This is a genomic window from Massilia pinisoli (assembly GCF_024753285.1).
Classification (GTDB): domain Bacteria; phylum Pseudomonadota; class Gammaproteobacteria; order Burkholderiales; family Burkholderiaceae_D; genus Telluria; species Telluria pinisoli.
Window position 1 is genome coordinate 216,917 of sequence record NZ_JANUGW010000006.1, and the last position, 17,606, is coordinate 234,522.

Here is a 17,606-nt window from a genome sequence, read left to right on the forward strand (position 1 = left end):
CGGTGTTACATGAGGATCACGTCGTACTGTTCCTGGTGATACCCGCGCTCGACCTGCAGCGAAATCCTCTTGCCGATGAAGTCGCCCAGCATGGCCAGGTGCTGCGACTCTTCCTCGAGGAACAGGTCGATCACTTCCTGCGATGCGACGATGCGGAATTCGCGCGGATTGAACTGCTTGGCCTCGCGCAGCAGTTCGCGCAGGATCTCGTAGCAGATCGTCCGGCTCGTCTTGACTTGTCCCTTGCCGCCGCAGGCGGGGCAGGGTTCGCACAGGATGTGGGCCAGCGATTCGCGCGTGCGCTTCCTCGTCATCTCGACGAGGCCCAGCGCGGAGAAGCCGCTGACGGACACCTTCGTGCGGTCGCGCGACAGGGTCTTCTTGAGCTCCGCCAGCACGGCGTTGCGGTGCTCGTTGTTCTCCATGTCGATGAAGTCGAGGATGATGATGCCGCCCAGGTTGCGCAGCCGCAGCTGGCGCGCGATGGCGTGCGCCGCTTCCAGGTTCGTCTTGAAGATCGTGTCGGCGAAGTTGCGCCCGCCGACGAAGCCGCCCGTGTTCACGTCGATCGTCGTCATCGCCTCGGTCTGGTCGACGATCAGGTAGCCGCCGGACTTCAGGTCGACGCGCCGTCCCAGCGCGCGCAGGATCTCTTCTTCGACGCCATACAAATCGAACAGCGGGCGCTCGCCCGTGTAGTGCTGCAGGCGCGACAGCACGCTGGGCGTGTACACCTGCGCGAATTCGACGAGTTTGACATAGTTCTCGCGCGAGTCGACGAGGATCGCGGCCGTCTCGTCGTGCACGAAGTCGCGCAGGACGCGTTGCGCGAGGCTCAGGTCCTGGTACAAGAGGCTCGTCGCGGGCCGCGTGCGTGCGCCCTTCGTAATGGCGCCCCACGTCTTGCGCAGGTAGTCGATGTCGGCGGCGAGGTCGGCGTCGGAAGAGTCCTCGGCCTGCGTACGGACGATGTAGCCGCCGTTCTCGTCCGGCGGCAACAGGCCCGTGACGCGCGCGCGCAAGGCTTCGCGCTCGGCCTCTTTCTCGATCTTCTGCGAGATGCCGATGTGCTTGTCCTGCGGCAGGTAGACGAGCATGCGCCCGGCGATGGAGATCTGCGTGGACAGGCGCGCGCCTTTCGTGCCGATCGGGTCCTTGATCACCTGCACCGTCAGCACCTGGCCGTCGAACAGGATTTTCTCGATGGGCGTGGGCGGCGCGCTGCTGCTGCCGTTGGCGCCGTCGTGCGGCCTCGCTTCCCAGATGTCGGCCACGTGCAGGAAGGCGGCCCGTTCGAGGCCGATGTCGATGAAGGCCGACTGCATGCCTGGGAGTACCCGCACGACCTTGCCCAAATAGACGTTGCCGGCGAGGCCACGGGTGAGCGTGCGCTCGATGTGCAGTTCCTGGACGGCACCCTGAACCACCAGCGCGACGCGCGTTTCCTGGGGGGTGATGTTGATCAGGATGTCTTCAGTCATGTGGCCGGGTATTCGTTGTTGTCCAGAACCACATCATACACGGCGGCTTGCATGGCGGGTGGCCGCATGGTCCACCCTACGGCAGGGTGGACGGGTTTCCCGTCCACGCGTTCAACACACGGAAGATCAGAGGATGGTGACGCCGGCCTTTTGCAGCAGCTGCGCCGTCTCGTACACGGGCAAGCCCATGATGCCGGAATGGCTGCCCTCGATATGCTCGATGAACAGCGCGGCCAGGCCCTGGATGCCGTAGGCACCGGCCTTGTCGTAAGGCTCGGGCGTCGCGCAATACGCGCGGATGGCGGCCGGGGTCAGCTTGGCGAAGCGCACGTCCGACACCTGCGTCACCTGCTCGAACACGTCCGTGAAGTGCAGCGCGACCGACGTCAGCACCTGGTGCGTGCGGCCCGACAGGCGTTCCAGCATCGCATACGCTTCCTTGGGATCGTTCGGCTTGCCGAGGATCTCGCCGTCGAGGGTGACGGTCGTGTCGGCCGACAGCACGGGACGCAGCGGCATGCGGCGCAGGTGCAGCACGTTCCACGCGAACGCGCCCTTTTCGCGCGCCACGCGGGCGACGTAGGCCTGTGCCGGTTCGTTCGCGTACGCGTCTTCGCTGACGTCGATGCCGCGGACCGGGTCGGCGCGGAGACTGAGGATGTCGAAATCGATGCCGACCTGGCGCAGCAGTTCGCGGCGGCGCGGGCTCTTGGAGGCGAGGTAGATTTTCTTGTCGAGCGCTTTCATCGGGTCACACTCGATGGTAGGGATGATTCTGGGTGATTGACCATGCACGATATAACTGTTCCGCCAGCATCACGCGCACGATACCGTGCGGAAGCGTCATGCTGGAGATGCGGATCAGACCGTCGGCACGGGCCTTGAGTTCCGGATCGAGGCCATCGGCCCCGCCGATCAGGAAGGCGCAATCGCGCCCGTCCTGCTGCCACGCTTCCAGTTGCTGCGACAGGCCGACGCTCGTCAGATCCTTGCCGCGCTCGTCCAGGGCGATGATGCGCGCGCCCTTGGGCAGCACGGCCTCGATGCGCTCGCGCTCGAGCGCCATCGCGGTGGCGGCCGTCTTGCTGCCGGACCGTTCGACGGGCTTGATCTCCTTGAGCACGATGCGCAGCTCGGGCGGCATGCGCTTCGCGTATTCCGCGAAGCCCGTCTCGATCCAGGCCGGCATCTTGTGACCGACCGCGGCGATGATCAACTGCATCGCAGCTTATTCTTCGGCTTTCTTGACGCGGCGGATGACTTTCTTGGCCGGTGCGGCGCCCTCGGCGGCGGCCTTCGTCGCGCGCTTCGGTGCGGCGGCGGCTTTCGCTGCCTTGGCGGCCTTCGCATCTGCGGCGGCCGTCTTCGATACGGCGACCTTCACGGTGGCGCCCGTCGGGATCTTCTTGGCCGCAGGCTTCTTGGCGGCCGGTTTCGCATCGGTCGACTTCTTGGCCGCCGGCTTGCGCTCGCGCACCGGCTTCGCGTCTTCCTGTTCCTGGTTCGCGGCGAGGTGCTTCGACTTCGATTTCGGCGCGGCCGCTTCCTGGCCTTCCGTCGTCGACTTGCGCTTGGCGGCGCCCAGCTTCACGGGCTTGTCGCCCCAGATTTCTTCGAGACGGTAGTACTGGCGGATGGCCGGCTGCATGATGTGCACGATCATGTCGCCCAGGTCGACGAGGACCCATTCACCCGTGTCTTCGCCTTCCAGCCCGACCACGTCGCCGCCTGCTTCCTTGACCTTGTCGCGCACCGAGGCGGCCAGCGCCTTCGTCTGGCGGTTCGACGTGCCCGACACGACCGCGATGCGGTCGAACAGGCTGGTCAGGTGCGTCGTGTCGAACAGGACGATTTCCTGGCCCTTGACGTCTTCGAGGGCGTCGACGACGAGCGTTTGCAGTTTCTTGATATCCATTAGTTTTTGTACAAGTTATGTTGTTGAATATAGTCTAGCACTTGCGGCGCAAGGCGCGCGCTTATGTCAGTACGGGGCGTCGCGTGCAACGCAGCACGTACCTGCGTGGCCGAGATGTCGACGGCCAGCGTGTGTGCCAGGCAGACTTTGCCGGCGCTGCTCGCGCGCACGTCGTCGAACGACGCCCGCCGCAGCGCCAGTTCGGCCGCCACGGCCGGCGGCAGCGCGGCATCGTCGAGCCGGTAGCCGGGGCGGGCGGCGACGCCGAAATTGGCGAGCGCGAACAGCTCGCGCCAGTCGCGCCACGTGTCCAGCTTCTGCAACTGGTCCGCGCCCATCACGAACACGATGGACGCGTCGGGCCCGGCTTCCGCGCGCACGTCGCGCAAGGTCTCGACCGTGTACGTGGTGCCGTGGCGGTCGATCTCGCGGGTATCGATCGTCACGGGCGCCGTGCTGTTCGCGAAGGCCAGCTTCAGCATGGCCACGCGGTCGGCGTCGCCCGCTTCCAGGCCATTCTTTTTCTGCCACGGCTGGCCGGCGGGCAGCACGCGCAGCTCGTCCGGCCGCAGCAGGCGCGCGAACAGCTCGGCCAATGCGACGTGGCCGTAGTGCGGCGGATCGAAACTGCCGCCCAGCAGGGCGATGCAGGACGTCACGTGGCGAGCCAGTCCCGGTGCGGCAGGAAGTCGGCGTACAGCTTCGCTTCCGGGCTGCCCGGCTCCGGATGCCAGTCGTAGCGCCAGGTGACGACCGGCGGCATCGACATCAGGATCGCCTCCGTGCGTCCGCCCGACTGCAGGCCGAACAGCGTGCCGCGGTCCCACACGAGGTTGAACTCGACGTAGCGTCCGCGCCGGTAGGCCTGGAAATCGCGTTCGCGCTCGCCGTACGGCTGGTCCTTGCGCGCTCTCAGGATCGGCAGATAGGCGTCGAGGAAGCCGTTGCCCACGCTTTGCATCATGGCGTACGACCGGTCGAACCCCAGTTCGTTGAAGTCGTCGAAGAAGATGCCGCCGACGCCACGCGCTTCCTTGCGGTGCTTCAGGTAGAAATAATCGTCGCACCAGCGCTTGAAGCGCGGATGCAGCTCGGCGCCGAACGGCGCCACGGCGTCGTGGCAGACCTGGTGGAAATGGCGCGCGTCGGCTTCGTCACCATAATAAGGGGTGAGGTCCATGCCGCCGCCGAACCACCAGACCGGATCCTTGCCGTCCGCCGTCGCCTCGAAAAACCGCACGTTCATGTGCACGGTGGGCGCATACGGATTGTGCGGGTGCAGCACGAGCGACACGCCCATCGCTTCCCAGGCGCGGCCGGCGAGCTCCGGCCGTGCGGCCATCGCCGACGGCGGCAGGCTCGCGCCGCGCACGTGCGAGAAGTTCACGCCGCCCCGTTCGATCACATTGCCACCCTCGACGAGGCGCGATACGCCGCCGCCGCCCTCGGCCCGCTCCCACGTATCGCGCAGGAAGGACTTGCCGTCGACGTCTTCCAGCGCCTGCACGATGCGCGCCTGCAGGTCGAGCAGCCACGTCTTGATGGCGGCGGGATTCGGGGTGCTCATGTTGAACTGTGGAAATGTGAGAGAAATAAGCGAACGGGAGATTGTACACTGATGCGGTAGATCGTCATAGACAACACGTCATCACATAAGTTGCCACTCGGAAACTGCTAGCACATCTCCGGTTCTCCGGTCGCACGACCACTAGCACTGCCGCATAAAACTCTTCAATTTTCTGCATAGTTGAAACTTTCATAGTTGCAATTGCAAGCGGTACATACGCTTTGCTAATAGTCTCAGTCTCAACAACAACGGCTTTTCCATGTCGGCGCGTAGCGGCCGGCATCCGGGTCTTGGAACCACCCGGCAAGAAAAGACCGGATAACGAAAATGATCGGAGACCCGCCTTGAAGCTAGTACTCACTCACTCGCCACGACCTTAGCGTCGACGCGCGCCGGACGGCATCGGCCGTCCCTCCCACCATCTTTATCTTCCGCAGGCGCGGCCGGCTTTGTCCGTGCCCGGAGGACTGCTGCATCGCAACAAAACGGGCGGTTGATCCGCCAACCCGGTAGTCACGATTCACTTTTTTCTCGGAGTCCAAGCATGAAGAAGCAAACTCTCGCCCTTGCCTGTGTAGTGGCCGGCATCGCGGCAGGCTGCGGTGGCGGCAGCGGCACCAGCGCGACCTCGCAATCGCCTTCCTTTGCCGCGACGGTCGGCAGCGTCGACGTCACCGGTACGCGATGGCAGAGCGTGAAGTACGGCGGCGGCGGTTACGTGCCCGGGCTGATCTATCACCCGACCACTCCGAACGTGGTCTACGCGCGTACCGACATCGGCGGTGTTTACCGCTGGAACCCCACGACGTCGACCTGGGTCGCGATCACGGACGGCCTCGGCGTCAAGGAGGGTTTCTACATGGGCAGCGAAACCCTGGCCCTGGACCCGAGCGACGACAAGCGCGTGTACATGAGCACCGGCCTGTATGATTGGAGTGGTCAGAACGGCCGCCTGTACATTTCCACGGACCGTGGCGACACCTGGACGCACGTCGACCTGCCGTTCCGCACCGGCGCCAACGACCCGGGCCGCGCCATCGGCGAGCGCCTGATGGTCGACCCGAACAAGTCGTCCGTCCTGTACTACGCCACCCGCACGTCCGGCCTGTGGAAGAGCGAGGACTACGGCCAGACGTGGAACCAGGTGACGTCGCTGACGTCGTTCCAATACCCCGGCGACCAGATCGGCTCGCTGCCCGGACGCACGTCGGGCGGCATCGAGGGTGTCCTGTTCGACACGTCGACGACGGGCTCGGGCACGGCCACCCAGACCATCTACGCGTCGGTGGGGCCGGATTACGGTGCCGCGGCGGGCCTGAGCGCCAGCCTGTACAAGTCGACCGACGGCGGCGCGACGTGGACCGGCGTGACCGCCCCGGAGACGGGCTTCCACATCCCGCACATGGTCCGTGCCAAGGACGGCATGATCTATGTGGCGTTCACCAAGGACATCGGCCCGGGCGCCGGCGGTCCGTGCAGGTTGTACAAGTTCGACGGCACCACGTGGACGCTGCTGAAGAGCTACGAGCCCGGTCAATGGACGAACTGGGGCATCGGCGGCCTGTCCGTCTCCGGTTCGGGCCCGACGACCCGTATCGCGCTGGGCATCTCGAATACCTGGGGTAACTGGCAGGGCCTGCCGATCGTCCAGCTGTCCGACGACGCCGGCAAGACGTGGCGCGAGATCGCCACGCAGATGCCGCACTCGCCGGACGTGGGCTTCTCCGGCTGGATCGACGACGTCGAGATCGACCCGAGCAATCCGGACCACATCACGCACGTGACCGGCGGCGGCCTGTGGGAGACGAAGAACGCGTCGTCGCCGACCCCGTCGTGGAACGAGGTCAACAACGGCATCGAGGAAAACGCGACGCTCACCCTGATGACGCCGCCCAAGGGCGCCAACTACACGCTGCTGAACGCCTCGGGCGACATCGGCGTGCACGTGCAGACCGATCTGCTCAAGAAGACCACGCGTGAACCGCAGGGCAAGTTCGCCAACGGCGTCGGCATCGACACGGCCTGGTCGAATCCCGCCTACATCGCGGCGATCGGCGTCCCCGGCTATGTTCAAAACGGCGTCCACGGCATCTATTCGACCGACTCCGGCGTGACCTGGACGAATTTCGCGAGCGAACACCCGGATGCGGCGACCGGCGCAGCGGGCGGGGCCGAAGCGAGCATCGCCGTGACCGCGCCGGGCAAGGCCGTCTGGGCACCGTCGAATTCGCGTCCGGCCTACACGACCGACAACGGCGCGACCTGGACGTACACGAACCTGCCGGGCCTGCCTGGCGTGGGTATCAACCGCGGTTACCGCGTCGTGGCCGACCGCAAGAACCCGAACAAGGTCTATGCCTTCAACTCGGGCGGCGCATGGTGGAACCAGTGGGCGGACACGTCGCACTTCTGGTACTCGACGGATGGCGGCCACACCTTTACCGAGAGCGCCGCGTTCGTGGGCGCGGGCGCGCACGTGACGAGCTTCGGGTCGTCGTCGATCGCCGTCAATCCGAATGCCGAAGGCGATATCTGGGTGGCGGACGGCTACAACGTCCTGCACTCCACCGATTCGGGTGTGACGTGGACCAACCTGAACGTGACGACCCAGGACTGGGGCAACAACCCGACGTGGATGACGCCTGAAGTACCTGGCGCAAGCTCCATCGCGCTGGGCAAGGCACCCTTCGGTGCGACGTATTCGGCCTCGGTCTACATCGTTGGCATCGTCAACGGCGCGTGGGGCGTGCATCGCTCGGATGACGGCGGCAAGACGTGGCGCCGGATCAACGACGACAAGCACCAGTACGCCGGCATCGGCAACCTGGCGGCGGACCAGGTCGTACCTGGACGCGTGTTCGCCAGCGGCAACGGCCGCGGCGTCGTGTTCAGCTATTGATGACCATGCCGGCGCCTGCACGGGCGCCGGCGGCATCGCCCCAGATTATTTTCGGAGACTTACATGAAATTCAAATCCATCCTCGCCGCGATCGCCTTCCTGGCTGCGGGCAGCGCCAGCGCGACCGTCCTGAACTTCGACGACCTGACCGACATGGAGTACGGCAACGGCTTCCCGCTCCTCGGCAACATGGCATATGACGGCACGAACCTGACCTATGTGCAGTCGGGCTTCCAGGTGACGCTGCACGCGCCCAACTCTGCGCCCGGCACGGCAAACATCGGCGAGGGCACGTTCGAGCCGCAGACGTTCAACTGGCGCGACGGTATCAGCAACGGCACGGACACCTACATGACGCTGACCCGCGTGGGCGGGGGCAAGTTCAACCTGAACGGCTTCGACTACTTCGTCGACGACACGAGCGACGTGTCGGCCGACGGCATGTCGGTCGGCGCCATCATCGGCCCGGCCACGTGGACGACGGGCCTGACGGGCATCAGCGAACTGCGCCTGACCGTCGACGCCTACGGCTTCGCCCAGGTCGACAACATCGACGTGACGGCGGCGCAGGGCGCTGTGCCGCTGCCGGGCACGCTGGCATTGATGCTCGGTGGCCTGGCCGCCGGCGGCCTGGCGCGTCGCCGCCGCGCTTGATGTTCCTGGCGCGTCCGCCGTGTGCGCGGGCGCGCCATCCTGACTTGACTCGAGAAGGGAGGCGCGCGGGCAGGCATGGTCCGGCCTCGATGCGCCGCCAACCCGTGGCACGCATCGCGCTATCCGATCGGGGAAAAATAATCAGGAGATATCAAGCATGAAATGGATGAAAACAACGCTCGTGCTGGCAGCGGCCATGGCCGCGGGCGGCGCGACGGCACAGAATTCGGCCGGCTATACGTGGAATAACGTACCGATGGGCGGTGGCGGCTTCGTCACCGGCGTGTATCCGGCCAAGGCGCAGCAGGGCGTCGTGTATGCCCGCACCGACGTGGGCGGCGTCTACCGCTGGGACAACTCGGCATCCCGGTGGACGCCGCTGATGGACTGGACGTCGCAGGACGACCAGGGCCTGATGGGCATCGACTCGATGGCCGTCGACCCGAAGAACGCGGGCAACATCGTGATCCTGGCGGGCACCAGCTACTACAGCAACGGCAAGACCGTCATCATGCGCTCCACGAACTATGGCGGGAGCTGGACGACGACCGACGTGACGTCCCTGTTCAAGACCCATGGCAATGGCTACGGCCGCCAGAGCGGCGACCGCCTCGCGTTCGACCCGGGCTCCAGCAACGTCCTCTACGTCGGCACCCGCTACAACGGCCTGTTCAAGAGCTGGGACTCCGGCGCGACCTGGACCCGCCTTGGCGGCATCAACGTGACGACCACGCCGGACGGCAACGGCGTCAACCTCGTCCTCCCCGACCCGACCAGCGTCGTCAACGGCGCGGCGCAGCGCATCATCGTCGGCGTGTCGCGCTACAGCTATACGGGCCCGAACCTCTACCGCAGCGACAACGGCGGCCAGAGCTTCTACGCCATCAACGGCGCACCCGGTAACCTGATGCCGCAGCGCGGCGCCTTCGACGGCCAGGGCAACCTCTACATCACCTACGGCAACGGCGTCGGTCCGGGCGGCATTCCAGCGAATGAGATGGCGGACCAGGCGCTGAACCAGGGCGCCGTGATGAAGTACAACGTCAACAACGGCAGCTGGGCCAACGTGAGCCCGAACGGCTACAACGTGCCGTTCAGCGGCGTCAGTGTCGATGCCAACAATGCCAACCGTGTGCTCGTGTCGACCATCAATCTCTATTGGGATCAGTGGAACGGTACCAACGGCAAACCCACGCAAGGCGACCGCATCTTCCTGACTACCAATGGCGGCGGCAACTGGACGGACCTGGTTGCCACCGGCACCAAATCCACCGGTGGCGTCGACTGGATCGCCGACGCGGGCATCCATTGGGCCAGCACGGCAGTGTTCGATCCGTTCAACGGCCAGAACGCGTGGGTCACGTCCGGCAACGGCATCTTCAAGTCGACCAATGTGGGCGCCGCGCAAACGGGCTGGACCTTCAACGTGAGCGGGCTGGAAGAAACGGTGGTGCTCGGCGGCGTCAGCGTGCCGGGCGGTCCCGTGCTCACCGCGCTCGGCGACGTCGACGGCTTCCGCCACTACAACACCTGGGGCTATGGCGCGCGCCTGCAACCGTACATGGGCAATGCCAGCGGCATGGCCATCGCCGGCGGCAACGCGTCCGTGGTGGCCCGCGTCGGCAACCGCGTGCAGGTATCGCTGAACGGCGGTGTCAACTGGTTCGACTCCGGCAGCATCAACGGCAGCTACGGTCAAGTGGCGCTGTCGGCCAACGGCGGCGCGCTGCTGCACAGCCCGTCGAACTCCACGGTCACCTACCGCTCCGTCAACAACGGTGCCAGCTGGACCGCGGTGAACAACCTGAACATCAACGGTGCCACCGTCGTCGCCGATTCGGTCAATTCCAATCTGTTCTACGCCTACGACAACAGCACCGGCAAGTTCTGGACGAGTTATGACGGCGGCGTCAACTTCTGGGTCGCCAGCACCCAGTCCGCCTGGGGCAATCCGCGCATGCGCGTGGCGCCCGGCATCCAGGGCGATATCTGGCTGCCGATGTACGGTAACGGCCTGATGCGCTCGACCAATTCGGGCTCGTCGTTCAGCAAGATCAACAGCGTGACCGAATGCCGCGGCATCGGCTTCGGCAAGGCGGCCGCTGGCAGCACGTACCCGACCATCTTCATGTGGGGCGTCGTCAATGGCGTACGCGGCATGTTCCGCTCGACCGACACGGGCAACAGCTGGGTGCAGATCAACGACTGGAACCACCAGTACGGTGCCGACGGCTCCGTCGTGTTCGGCGACATGAACACGTTCGGTGTCGTGTACATGAGCACGATGGGCCGCGGCCTCGTGGCGGGTCGTCCGCAGTAAGCGTCACGTACCCCGGCAACAACGGGACAAGGCCGTGGGCCCTGTCCCGTTTTTTTTATGCCGTGTCAGCGAATGTTGAATGCGACGGCCGTGGCAAACGGCATCTCGGATGGGGTCGTGATGACCAGGCCATCGGCATCCTGGCGCCAGGTGAGCGGCGCGCCCTCGTGGCCGACGAGGGAGACCGACGTGACCGGCTTGCCCAGCAGGTTCTCGCGCGACCCGAGCGACGTGATCTTGAGCGTCGTGTCTGGCTTCGGCACCATCATGGTGAACGCGTACAGGGAACCGTCGCGGCCGACCGTGAAGCGGAAATCGTGGGGGCCGAACGTGAAGTCGGCCTGTTCCTTCCCGAGCTTGCCGGCGGGCAGGGTGCGCAGCTTGCCGTCCTCGCCTTCGCCCAGCCGCACCCAGGCCTTGCTGCCATAGATGCCCTGGCCGTTTACGCGCATCCACGCGCCGACTTCCTTCAGCATGCGGACGCTGCCCTCGTCCAATGATCCGTCCGGCAGCGGCGAGACGCAGATCGCCACGTTGCCGTCGCGCGCCACCTGTTCGAGCAGGTAGCGGATCATGGCGCCGGAATCGTACGTGAACCCGGGGCCGTAATACCAGTCGCCCACGGCCGTTTCCGCGATCCACGCGGCATCGTTCCGGATATCGCGCGGGATCGAGCCTTCTTCCGTGCTGACGGTGCCGTTGAATTTCGGGTGGAACTTGACGACGCTGAACGTGTCGACCTTGCCCCGTTTCTTCAGCGTGCGGTTGTAGAAATCCGCCATCACGATCTGCATGGCATCGGACTTCATGCCGGTGCCGGTCCCGTTGCCGCTGAACGGCTGGTCGCTGGTGCCGTCCGTGTAGATGAAATCCGGATCGTAGTGTTCCACCACGTCCATCATGCGCAGCGCCCAGCGTTTCGCGTACCACTCGGCATACGCGCTGTGGCGGCTGAAGATGCCCGCGGGCGGCGGTTGCCAGTCCGTATGCGCGGCCGCCGTGACGCCCTTGTATTCGCGCAGGTCCGGACCGTACAGCAGGCGCGGATCGAGTCCTTCCCACCACTTGCCCTTGCCGTCGGCCAGGGTCAATGCGCCGTCGTACGGCTTGCCGGCGAACGGGCCCGTCGGGTCGCTGCCGAACGCGGTCTGCCACCACCACCACGTGTATTCATGGTGAAACGCGACGCCATAGCGCAGGCCGCTCGCCTTCGCCGCGGCCGCCCACTCGCCGAGCAGGTCGCGTTTGGGGCCGAGCCGCTTCGCATTCCACGGCTGATAACGGGAATCCCACAGGTCGAAATTATCGTGGTGCACACCCTGGATGAGGAGGAAGCGCGCGCCGGCCTCCTTGTACAGCGCCGTCAGCCTGGCCGGGTCGAGCTTGCGCGGGTTCCAGTCCCGCAGCACCTCCTTGTAGCCGGTCTGCGAAGGGTGACCGTAATCCTTGAGGTGGCTGGCGTAGGCCGTCGTGCCCGGGACGTACAGCCGGCGGGCATACCAGTCGCCGCTCATGCCCGCCGCCTGCGGACCGAAATGGACCCAGATGCCGAACTTCGCGTCGCGCAGCCAAGCCGGCGTGCCCGGATAGTGCTGTGCGATCGAGTCCCACGTCGGCTGGAACGGGCCGGCCGTGACCGGCAAGTCCAGGTGCACGACGGGCGCGGTGCGCGCGTCGCCCATGGCGACGCTGTCGGGGGCAAGCTTCGCCGGCACGGCCGGCATCGGACCGAGCACCGGCAGCGCGGCGTGGGCGGGGAGGGCGGTGGCGAGGATGGCGGCCAGTGCCAGGATCGTGGTCTTCAAGGTCAACGCTCCGTTCGACGGTAGGATGGCGGCGATTGTATTCTATATATTTAAAACACTCAACGATAACAAAAACGGGACATGGTTTTCACCGTGTCCCGTTTTGCAGGCCGCGCGTGCTACGCCATCAAGCCGGCTTGATGCCGCGCCAGCCGATGTCGCGCCGGTACTGTGCGCCGTTGAAGTGGATCTTCTCGACCGTCTCGTACGCCTGCTTCTGCGCCATCTTGACGCTGTCGCCGAGGCCGACGACGCACAGCACGCGGCCGCCCGACGTCTGCAACGTGCCGCCCACGATCTGCGTGCCCGCGTGGAAGGTGACGCATTCCGGCGTTTCGGCGGGGATGCCGTCGATGACGTCGCCCTTGGCCGGCGCGTCCGGATAGCCGGCGGCCGCCATCACGACGCCCACCGCCGTGCGGCGGTCCCATTCGAGTTCGACCTTGTCCAGCGTGCCGTTGCATGCGTGTTCCAGCACCGTCACGAAGTCGCTCTTCAGGCGCGTCATGATCGGCTGCGTTTCCGGGTCGCCCATGCGGCAGTTGAATTCGATGACCTTCGGCACACCGGCCGCGTCGATCATCAGGCCCGCGTACAGGAAGCCGCTGTACGGGATGCCGTCCTTGGCCATGCCGTGGATCGTCGGGTTGATGATCTCGCGCATCACGCGCGCGTGGATCGACGGCGTGACGACCGGTGCCGGCGAATACGCGCCCATGCCGCCCGTGTTCGGGCCCTGGTCGTGGTCTTTCAGGCGCTTGTGGTCTTGCGACGTGGCCAGCGCGACGACGTTCTTGCCGTCGCACATGACGATGAAGCTCGCTTCCTCGCCGGCCAGGAATTCCTCGATGACGATGCGCGCGCCGGCGTCGCCGAAGCGGTTGCCCGACAACATGTCGTCGGCAGCCTGGTGCGCTTCTTCCAGGGTCATGGCGACGACGACACCCTTGCCGGCCGCCAGGCCGTCGGCCTTGATGACGATGGGCGCGCCCTTCTCGTCGATGTAGGCGTGGGCTTGCGCGACGTCCGTGAACGTCTTGTACTCGGCCGTCGGGATGCCGTGGCGGTGCATGAAGGCCTTGGCGAAGTCCTTCGAGCTTTCCAGCTGGGCCGCTTCCTTCGTGGGGCCGAAGACCTTCAGGCCGCGCGCGCGGAACAGGTTGACGATGCCGGCCGCCAGCGGCTGCTCCGGGCCGACGAGCGTCAGGTTGACGTGTTCGGCGACGACGAAGTCGGCCAGCGCGGCCGGGTCGGTGATGTCGATGTTGACCAGGCGCGCATCGCGCGCGGTGCCGCCATTGCCCGGTGCGACATAGACCATCTGGATGCGATCGGATTGGGCCAGTTTCCAGGCCAGGGCATGTTCACGGCCGCCAGAGCCGACTACCAGGATTTTCATGGATTGCTTTCGCTGCCAGGCGATGCCTGCTTAAACTTGAACTTGAACTTGAATGGGCTGCTTACTCTTCGACCACGGCGTTCGTATAGACCTCCTGGACGTCGTCCAGGTTTTCGAGGGCGTCGAGCAGCTTCTGCATCTTGAGCGCGTCCTCGCCGGTGAAGACGGTCTCGGTATCCGGCTTCATGATCACTTCGGCGGAATCGGCCTTGAAGCCGGCCTTTTCCAGCGCTTCCTTGACGCCGGCGAACGCGTTCGGGTCGCACAGCACTTCGAAGCCGCCTTCGTCGTCGGGGATCACGTCGTCGGCACCGGCTTCCAGTGCCGCTTCCATCAGCTTGTCCTCGTTGACACCCGGCGCGAACAGGAACTGGCCCACGTGCTTGAACATGAACGACACGGAGCCTTCCGTGCCCATATTGCCGCCGAACTTGCTGAACGCGTGGCGGACTTCGGCCACGGTGCGCACACGGTTGTCGGTCATGCAGTCGACGATGATGGCGGCGCCGCCGATGCCGTAGCCTTCGTAGCGGATTTCTTCGTAGTTGACGCCTTCCAGGCCGCCGGAGCCGCGCTGCACGGCGCGGTTGACGTTATCCTTCGGCATGTTCGCGTCGGCCGCTTTCTCGATCGCGAGGCGCAGGCGCGGATTCGTGTTGGCGTCGCCGCCACCCATGCGGGCGGCCACGGTGATTTCCTTGATCAGTCGGGTCCAGATCTTGCCGCGCTTCGCATCAGTTGCGGCTTTCTTGTGCTTGATGTTGGCCCATTTGCTGTGTCCAGCCATGTCGAGTCTTCCTTGAGCTGGGGACCTCGGCAAACTGCGATCATGGAGGCCCCGGGTATGATAATCCTCGACATTTTAGCATAGGCCCCCCATCTAAATGCTGTCAGGGAAACAACAACACGGTGCCCATTCCGACGAATCGGAGCCCTGTCGCGCAGGCCATTGCGTGCGTGCGCAGCGCGCGCGGCCGGCCGCGTTCGGAGGCGCCCTCAGCCGGCAAAACGGATTCCTCGTACAATCGTTGGATGAGTAAAACTGCAAGCGACGTGTCCGTTGCACCGACCACACACACGTCCATACTGGGCGGCCTGACGATCGCCATCGGCGGCGCCATTCTGTTTTCCATGAAGGCCGTCGTCGCCAAACTGCTGTACCGCTACGACATCGACGCCGTTACATTGATCGGGTTCAGGATGCTGGTCGCGTTTCCCGTGTTTGCGGCCGTCGCGCTGTGGAAGATGCGGACCGAGCCGCCGATCGCCGCGCGCGACCGCTGGCGCCTCGCAGGGCTGGGCCTGATCGGCTATTACCTGTCGAGCTATCTGGATTTCTGCGGCCTGCAGTACATTTCGGTGGGGCTCGAGCGCCTGATCCTGTTTCTCACGCCCACGTTCGTCCTCATGATCACGGCGCTCGTCTTCAAGCGCCGCATCGGCCGCGCGGAGTGGCTGGCGCTGGGGCTGTCGTACTGCGGCATCGTGCTCGTGTTCGCGCACGATCTCGTGGGCGGCAAGGGCAGCACGGTGACGGGCTCGCTGCTCGTGCTGGGCTCGGCGGTCTGCTACGCTATCTATCTGCTGGGCACGGGCGAGATGGTGCGCCGCATCGGCTCGCTGCGCCTCGTCGCGTACGCGATGTCCGCGTCGAGCGTGGCGTGCATCGTGCAGTTCTTCGTGCTGCGGCCCGTCAGCATGCTCGTGCAGCCGCTGCCCGTTTACGAGCTCTCGCTCGTGAATGGGATATTCTGTACCATCTTCCCTGTCTTCATGACGATGGCGGCGGTCCAGCGCATCGGGGCGACGACGGCATCGCAGGCCGGCATGGTCGGTCCCGTGTCGACGCTGTTCCTGGGCTGGGCCATGCTGGGGGAGCCGATCACGACAGTGCAACTGGCCGGAACGAGCCTGGTGCTGGGCGGGATCTATCTGCTGTCGAAGAAGAAAACCACCTGACAAACCGAAACGGAACGGAACATGAAACCTCGCATCGCCCTGATCGCCCACGACAAGAAAAAAGACGACATGATCGCGCTCGCCGCCGAATACGTCGACTTCCTGCGCGGCTGCACGCTGTCGGCCACGGGCACGACGGGCGGACGCCTGATCAACGAGCTGGGCCTGGACGTGACGCGCATGCATTCCGGCCCCGTCGGCGGCGACCTGCAGATCGGCGCGCACCTCGTCAACGGCGAGATCGACTGCGTGATCTTCCTGCGCGACCCGATGACCCCGCAGCCGCACGAACCGGACATCAACGCGCTCGTGCGCGCCTGCGACGTGCACAACATCCCATGCGCGACGAACGTCGCCAGCGCGCACCTCGTGCTGTCACAGCTGCAGTCGACGGCGGACTGATACGCCAGGAGGCGGCCATGACCACGGCAAAAGCGATCCGCTTCGCCCGCACGGGCGGGCCCGAGGTGCTGGAGTACGTCGACGTCGAGGTCGGCGACCCCGGCCCGGGCGAGGCGCGCGTGCGCAACCACGCGATCGGCGTGAATTTCATCGACACGTATTTCCGCTCCGGCCTGTACCCGCTCGACCTGCCGAACGGTCTCGGCCAGGAGGCGGCTGGTGTCGTCGAGGCCGTGGGCGAGGGTGTCACGCACGTGCGGCCGGGCGACCGCGTCGCGTACGCGGCGCGTCCGAACGGCGCCTACAGCCAGCTGCGCGTGATGCCGGCCGACGTGCTCGTCCGGCTGCCCGATGCCATCTCGTTCGAGACGGGCGCCGCGATGCTGCTGCAGGGCCTGACCGTGCACTACCTGCTGAAGCAGACGTATGAAGTGAAACCGGGCGAGACGATTTTGTTCCACGCGGCGGCCGGCGGCGTCGGCCTGATCGCGTGCCAGTGGGCGCGGGCGCTGGGCGCGAACCTGATCGGCACCGTGGGGTCCGACGAGAAAGCGGCGCTGGCCAAGCGGCATGGCGCGGCCCACGTCATCAACTACAACACGGAGGACGTCGTGCAGCGCGTGCTGGAGATCACGAACGGGGAGAAGGTGCCCGTCGTCTACGATTCGGTCGGCAAGGACATGTTCATGCGCTCGCTGGATTGCCTGCGGCCGCGCGGGCTGATGGTCAGCTTCGGCAATTCGTCAGGGGCCGTGCCGCCGTTCTCGCTGAACGAGTTGTCGGCGCGCGGCTCGCTGTACCTCACGCGGCCCACGTTGCAATCGTATGCGGCCACGCGCGCGCAGCGCGAGGCGATGGCGGCCGATCTGTTCGCGATGGTGTCGAGCGGGCAGGTGAGCATCGAGATCCACCAGCGTTTCCCGCTGGCCGATGCGGCCCAGGCCCACGCCGCCCTCGAAGGACGCCGCACGACCGGGAAGACGATATTGCTGCCATGAGAGAATTCAGCGACGACAATGAACCGCCGGTCGATCCGCAACCGGCGACGGAACCGCGCTTCGGGCGATTGCTCGTGGTGCTGATGCTGGCCGTCCTGCTGATCGTGGGGATCACGTTCCTGTCCGAGGCGTATTTCTCGTAGGGTGGACGGGTTCCCCGTCCACGCGTTCAATGTCCGTCGGTACCGACGCGACATATCCCGTGTC

General features: G+C 65.5%; 16 protein-coding genes. 7 read left to right on the forward strand and 9 right to left on the reverse strand.

All coding sequences use genetic code 11. The features are described 5' to 3' along the window. Positions 1-5: 5 nt before the first annotated feature. The 6 genes from rng to hemF form a co-directional block, all read right to left on the reverse strand. Positions 6-1,481 (reverse strand): ribonuclease G, encoded by a 1,476-nt coding sequence (gene rng / locus NX784_RS10890; RefSeq protein WP_258816669.1) that lies wholly within the window; start codon positions 1,479-1,481, stop codon positions 6-8. A 126-nt stretch (positions 1,482-1,607) separates the two neighbouring features. Beyond that, positions 1,608-2,228 carry a Maf family protein gene (locus NX784_RS10895; protein WP_258816670.1) on the reverse strand — a complete coding sequence of 207 codons (621 nt, stop codon included), beginning with the start codon at positions 2,226-2,228 and terminating at the stop codon, positions 1,608-1,610. 4 nt (positions 2,229-2,232) lie between these two features. After that, entirely contained in the window at positions 2,233-2,703 is a 471-nt protein-coding gene (gene rlmH / locus NX784_RS10900) for a 23S rRNA (pseudouridine(1915)-N(3))-methyltransferase RlmH (protein ID WP_258816671.1), read from the reverse strand. A 6-nt stretch (positions 2,704-2,709) separates the two neighbouring features. Then, complete coding sequence (gene rsfS / locus NX784_RS10905; protein ID WP_258816672.1) at positions 2,710-3,396, reverse strand: ribosome silencing factor; 687 nt, start codon at positions 3,394-3,396, stop codon at positions 2,710-2,712. Continuing rightward, complete coding sequence (locus NX784_RS10910; protein ID WP_258816673.1) at positions 3,396-4,055, reverse strand: nicotinate-nucleotide adenylyltransferase; 660 nt, start codon at positions 4,053-4,055, stop codon at positions 3,396-3,398. Before NX784_RS10910 ends, rsfS begins: the two co-directional genes overlap by 1 nt. Then, on the reverse strand, positions 4,052-4,963 hold the full coding sequence (gene hemF, locus NX784_RS10915; protein ID WP_258816674.1) for an oxygen-dependent coproporphyrinogen oxidase: 912 nt from the start codon (positions 4,961-4,963) through the stop codon (positions 4,052-4,054). Before hemF ends, NX784_RS10910 begins: the two co-directional genes overlap by 4 nt. Positions 4,964-5,507: 544 nt before the next feature. Between hemF and NX784_RS10920 the strand changes: the two genes are divergently transcribed. From NX784_RS10920 to NX784_RS10930, 3 genes are all read left to right on the forward strand, one after another. Continuing rightward, positions 5,508-7,862 carry a WD40/YVTN/BNR-like repeat-containing protein gene (locus NX784_RS10920; RefSeq protein WP_258816675.1) on the forward strand — a complete coding sequence of 785 codons (2,355 nt, stop codon included), beginning with the start codon at positions 5,508-5,510 and terminating at the stop codon, positions 7,860-7,862. A gap of 63 nt (positions 7,863-7,925) precedes the next feature. Then, a complete protein-coding gene (locus tag NX784_RS10925; protein WP_258816676.1) occupies positions 7,926-8,516 on the forward strand; it encodes a hypothetical protein in 591 nt (196 codons plus the stop codon). A gap of 157 nt (positions 8,517-8,673) precedes the next feature. Beyond that, positions 8,674-10,836 carry an exo-alpha-sialidase gene (locus NX784_RS10930; RefSeq protein ID WP_258816677.1) on the forward strand — a complete coding sequence of 721 codons (2,163 nt, stop codon included), beginning with the start codon at positions 8,674-8,676 and terminating at the stop codon, positions 10,834-10,836. A gap of 65 nt (positions 10,837-10,901) precedes the next feature. On the opposite strand, the gene NX784_RS10935 is transcribed toward NX784_RS10930, so the two are convergent. The 3 genes from NX784_RS10935 to NX784_RS10945 all read right to left on the reverse strand — a co-directional run bounded on the left by NX784_RS10935 (position 10,902) and on the right by NX784_RS10945 (position 14,827). Continuing rightward, entirely contained in the window at positions 10,902-12,641 is a 1,740-nt protein-coding gene (locus NX784_RS10935; RefSeq protein WP_258816678.1) for an alpha-L-fucosidase, read from the reverse strand. A gap of 127 nt (positions 12,642-12,768) precedes the next feature. Next, positions 12,769-14,040, reverse strand: coding sequence for a phosphoribosylamine--glycine ligase (gene purD / locus NX784_RS10940; RefSeq protein ID WP_258816679.1), 1,272 nt, complete (start codon positions 14,038-14,040; stop codon positions 12,769-12,771). Between the two features lie 61 nt (positions 14,041-14,101). Continuing rightward, positions 14,102-14,827, reverse strand: a complete 726-nt coding sequence (locus tag NX784_RS10945) for a YebC/PmpR family DNA-binding transcriptional regulator (RefSeq protein WP_258816680.1) — start codon at positions 14,825-14,827, stop codon at positions 14,102-14,104. A gap of 245 nt (positions 14,828-15,072) precedes the next feature. Here NX784_RS10945 and NX784_RS10950 point away from each other — a divergent pair, with 245 nt between their 5' ends. The 4 genes from NX784_RS10950 to NX784_RS10965 are packed head-to-tail and all read left to right on the forward strand — an operon-like array spanning position 15,073 to position 17,542. After that, entirely contained in the window at positions 15,073-15,999 is a 927-nt protein-coding gene (locus NX784_RS10950; RefSeq protein ID WP_258816681.1) for a DMT family transporter, read from the forward strand. Positions 16,000-16,020: 21 nt separating this feature from the next. After that, positions 16,021-16,401: a methylglyoxal synthase gene (locus NX784_RS10955; RefSeq protein ID WP_198117549.1), complete on the forward strand. Its 381-nt coding sequence runs from the start codon at positions 16,021-16,023 to the stop codon at positions 16,399-16,401. A gap of 17 nt (positions 16,402-16,418) precedes the next feature. Next, positions 16,419-17,399: a quinone oxidoreductase family protein gene (locus NX784_RS10960; protein ID WP_258816682.1), complete on the forward strand. Its 981-nt coding sequence runs from the start codon at positions 16,419-16,421 to the stop codon at positions 17,397-17,399. Continuing rightward, positions 17,396-17,542 carry a hypothetical protein gene (locus tag NX784_RS10965; RefSeq protein ID WP_258816683.1) on the forward strand — a complete coding sequence of 49 codons (147 nt, stop codon included), beginning with the start codon at positions 17,396-17,398 and terminating at the stop codon, positions 17,540-17,542. The genes NX784_RS10960 and NX784_RS10965 overlap by 4 nt, the downstream gene beginning before the upstream one ends. The last annotated feature ends 64 nt before the right edge of the window (positions 17,543-17,606 follow it).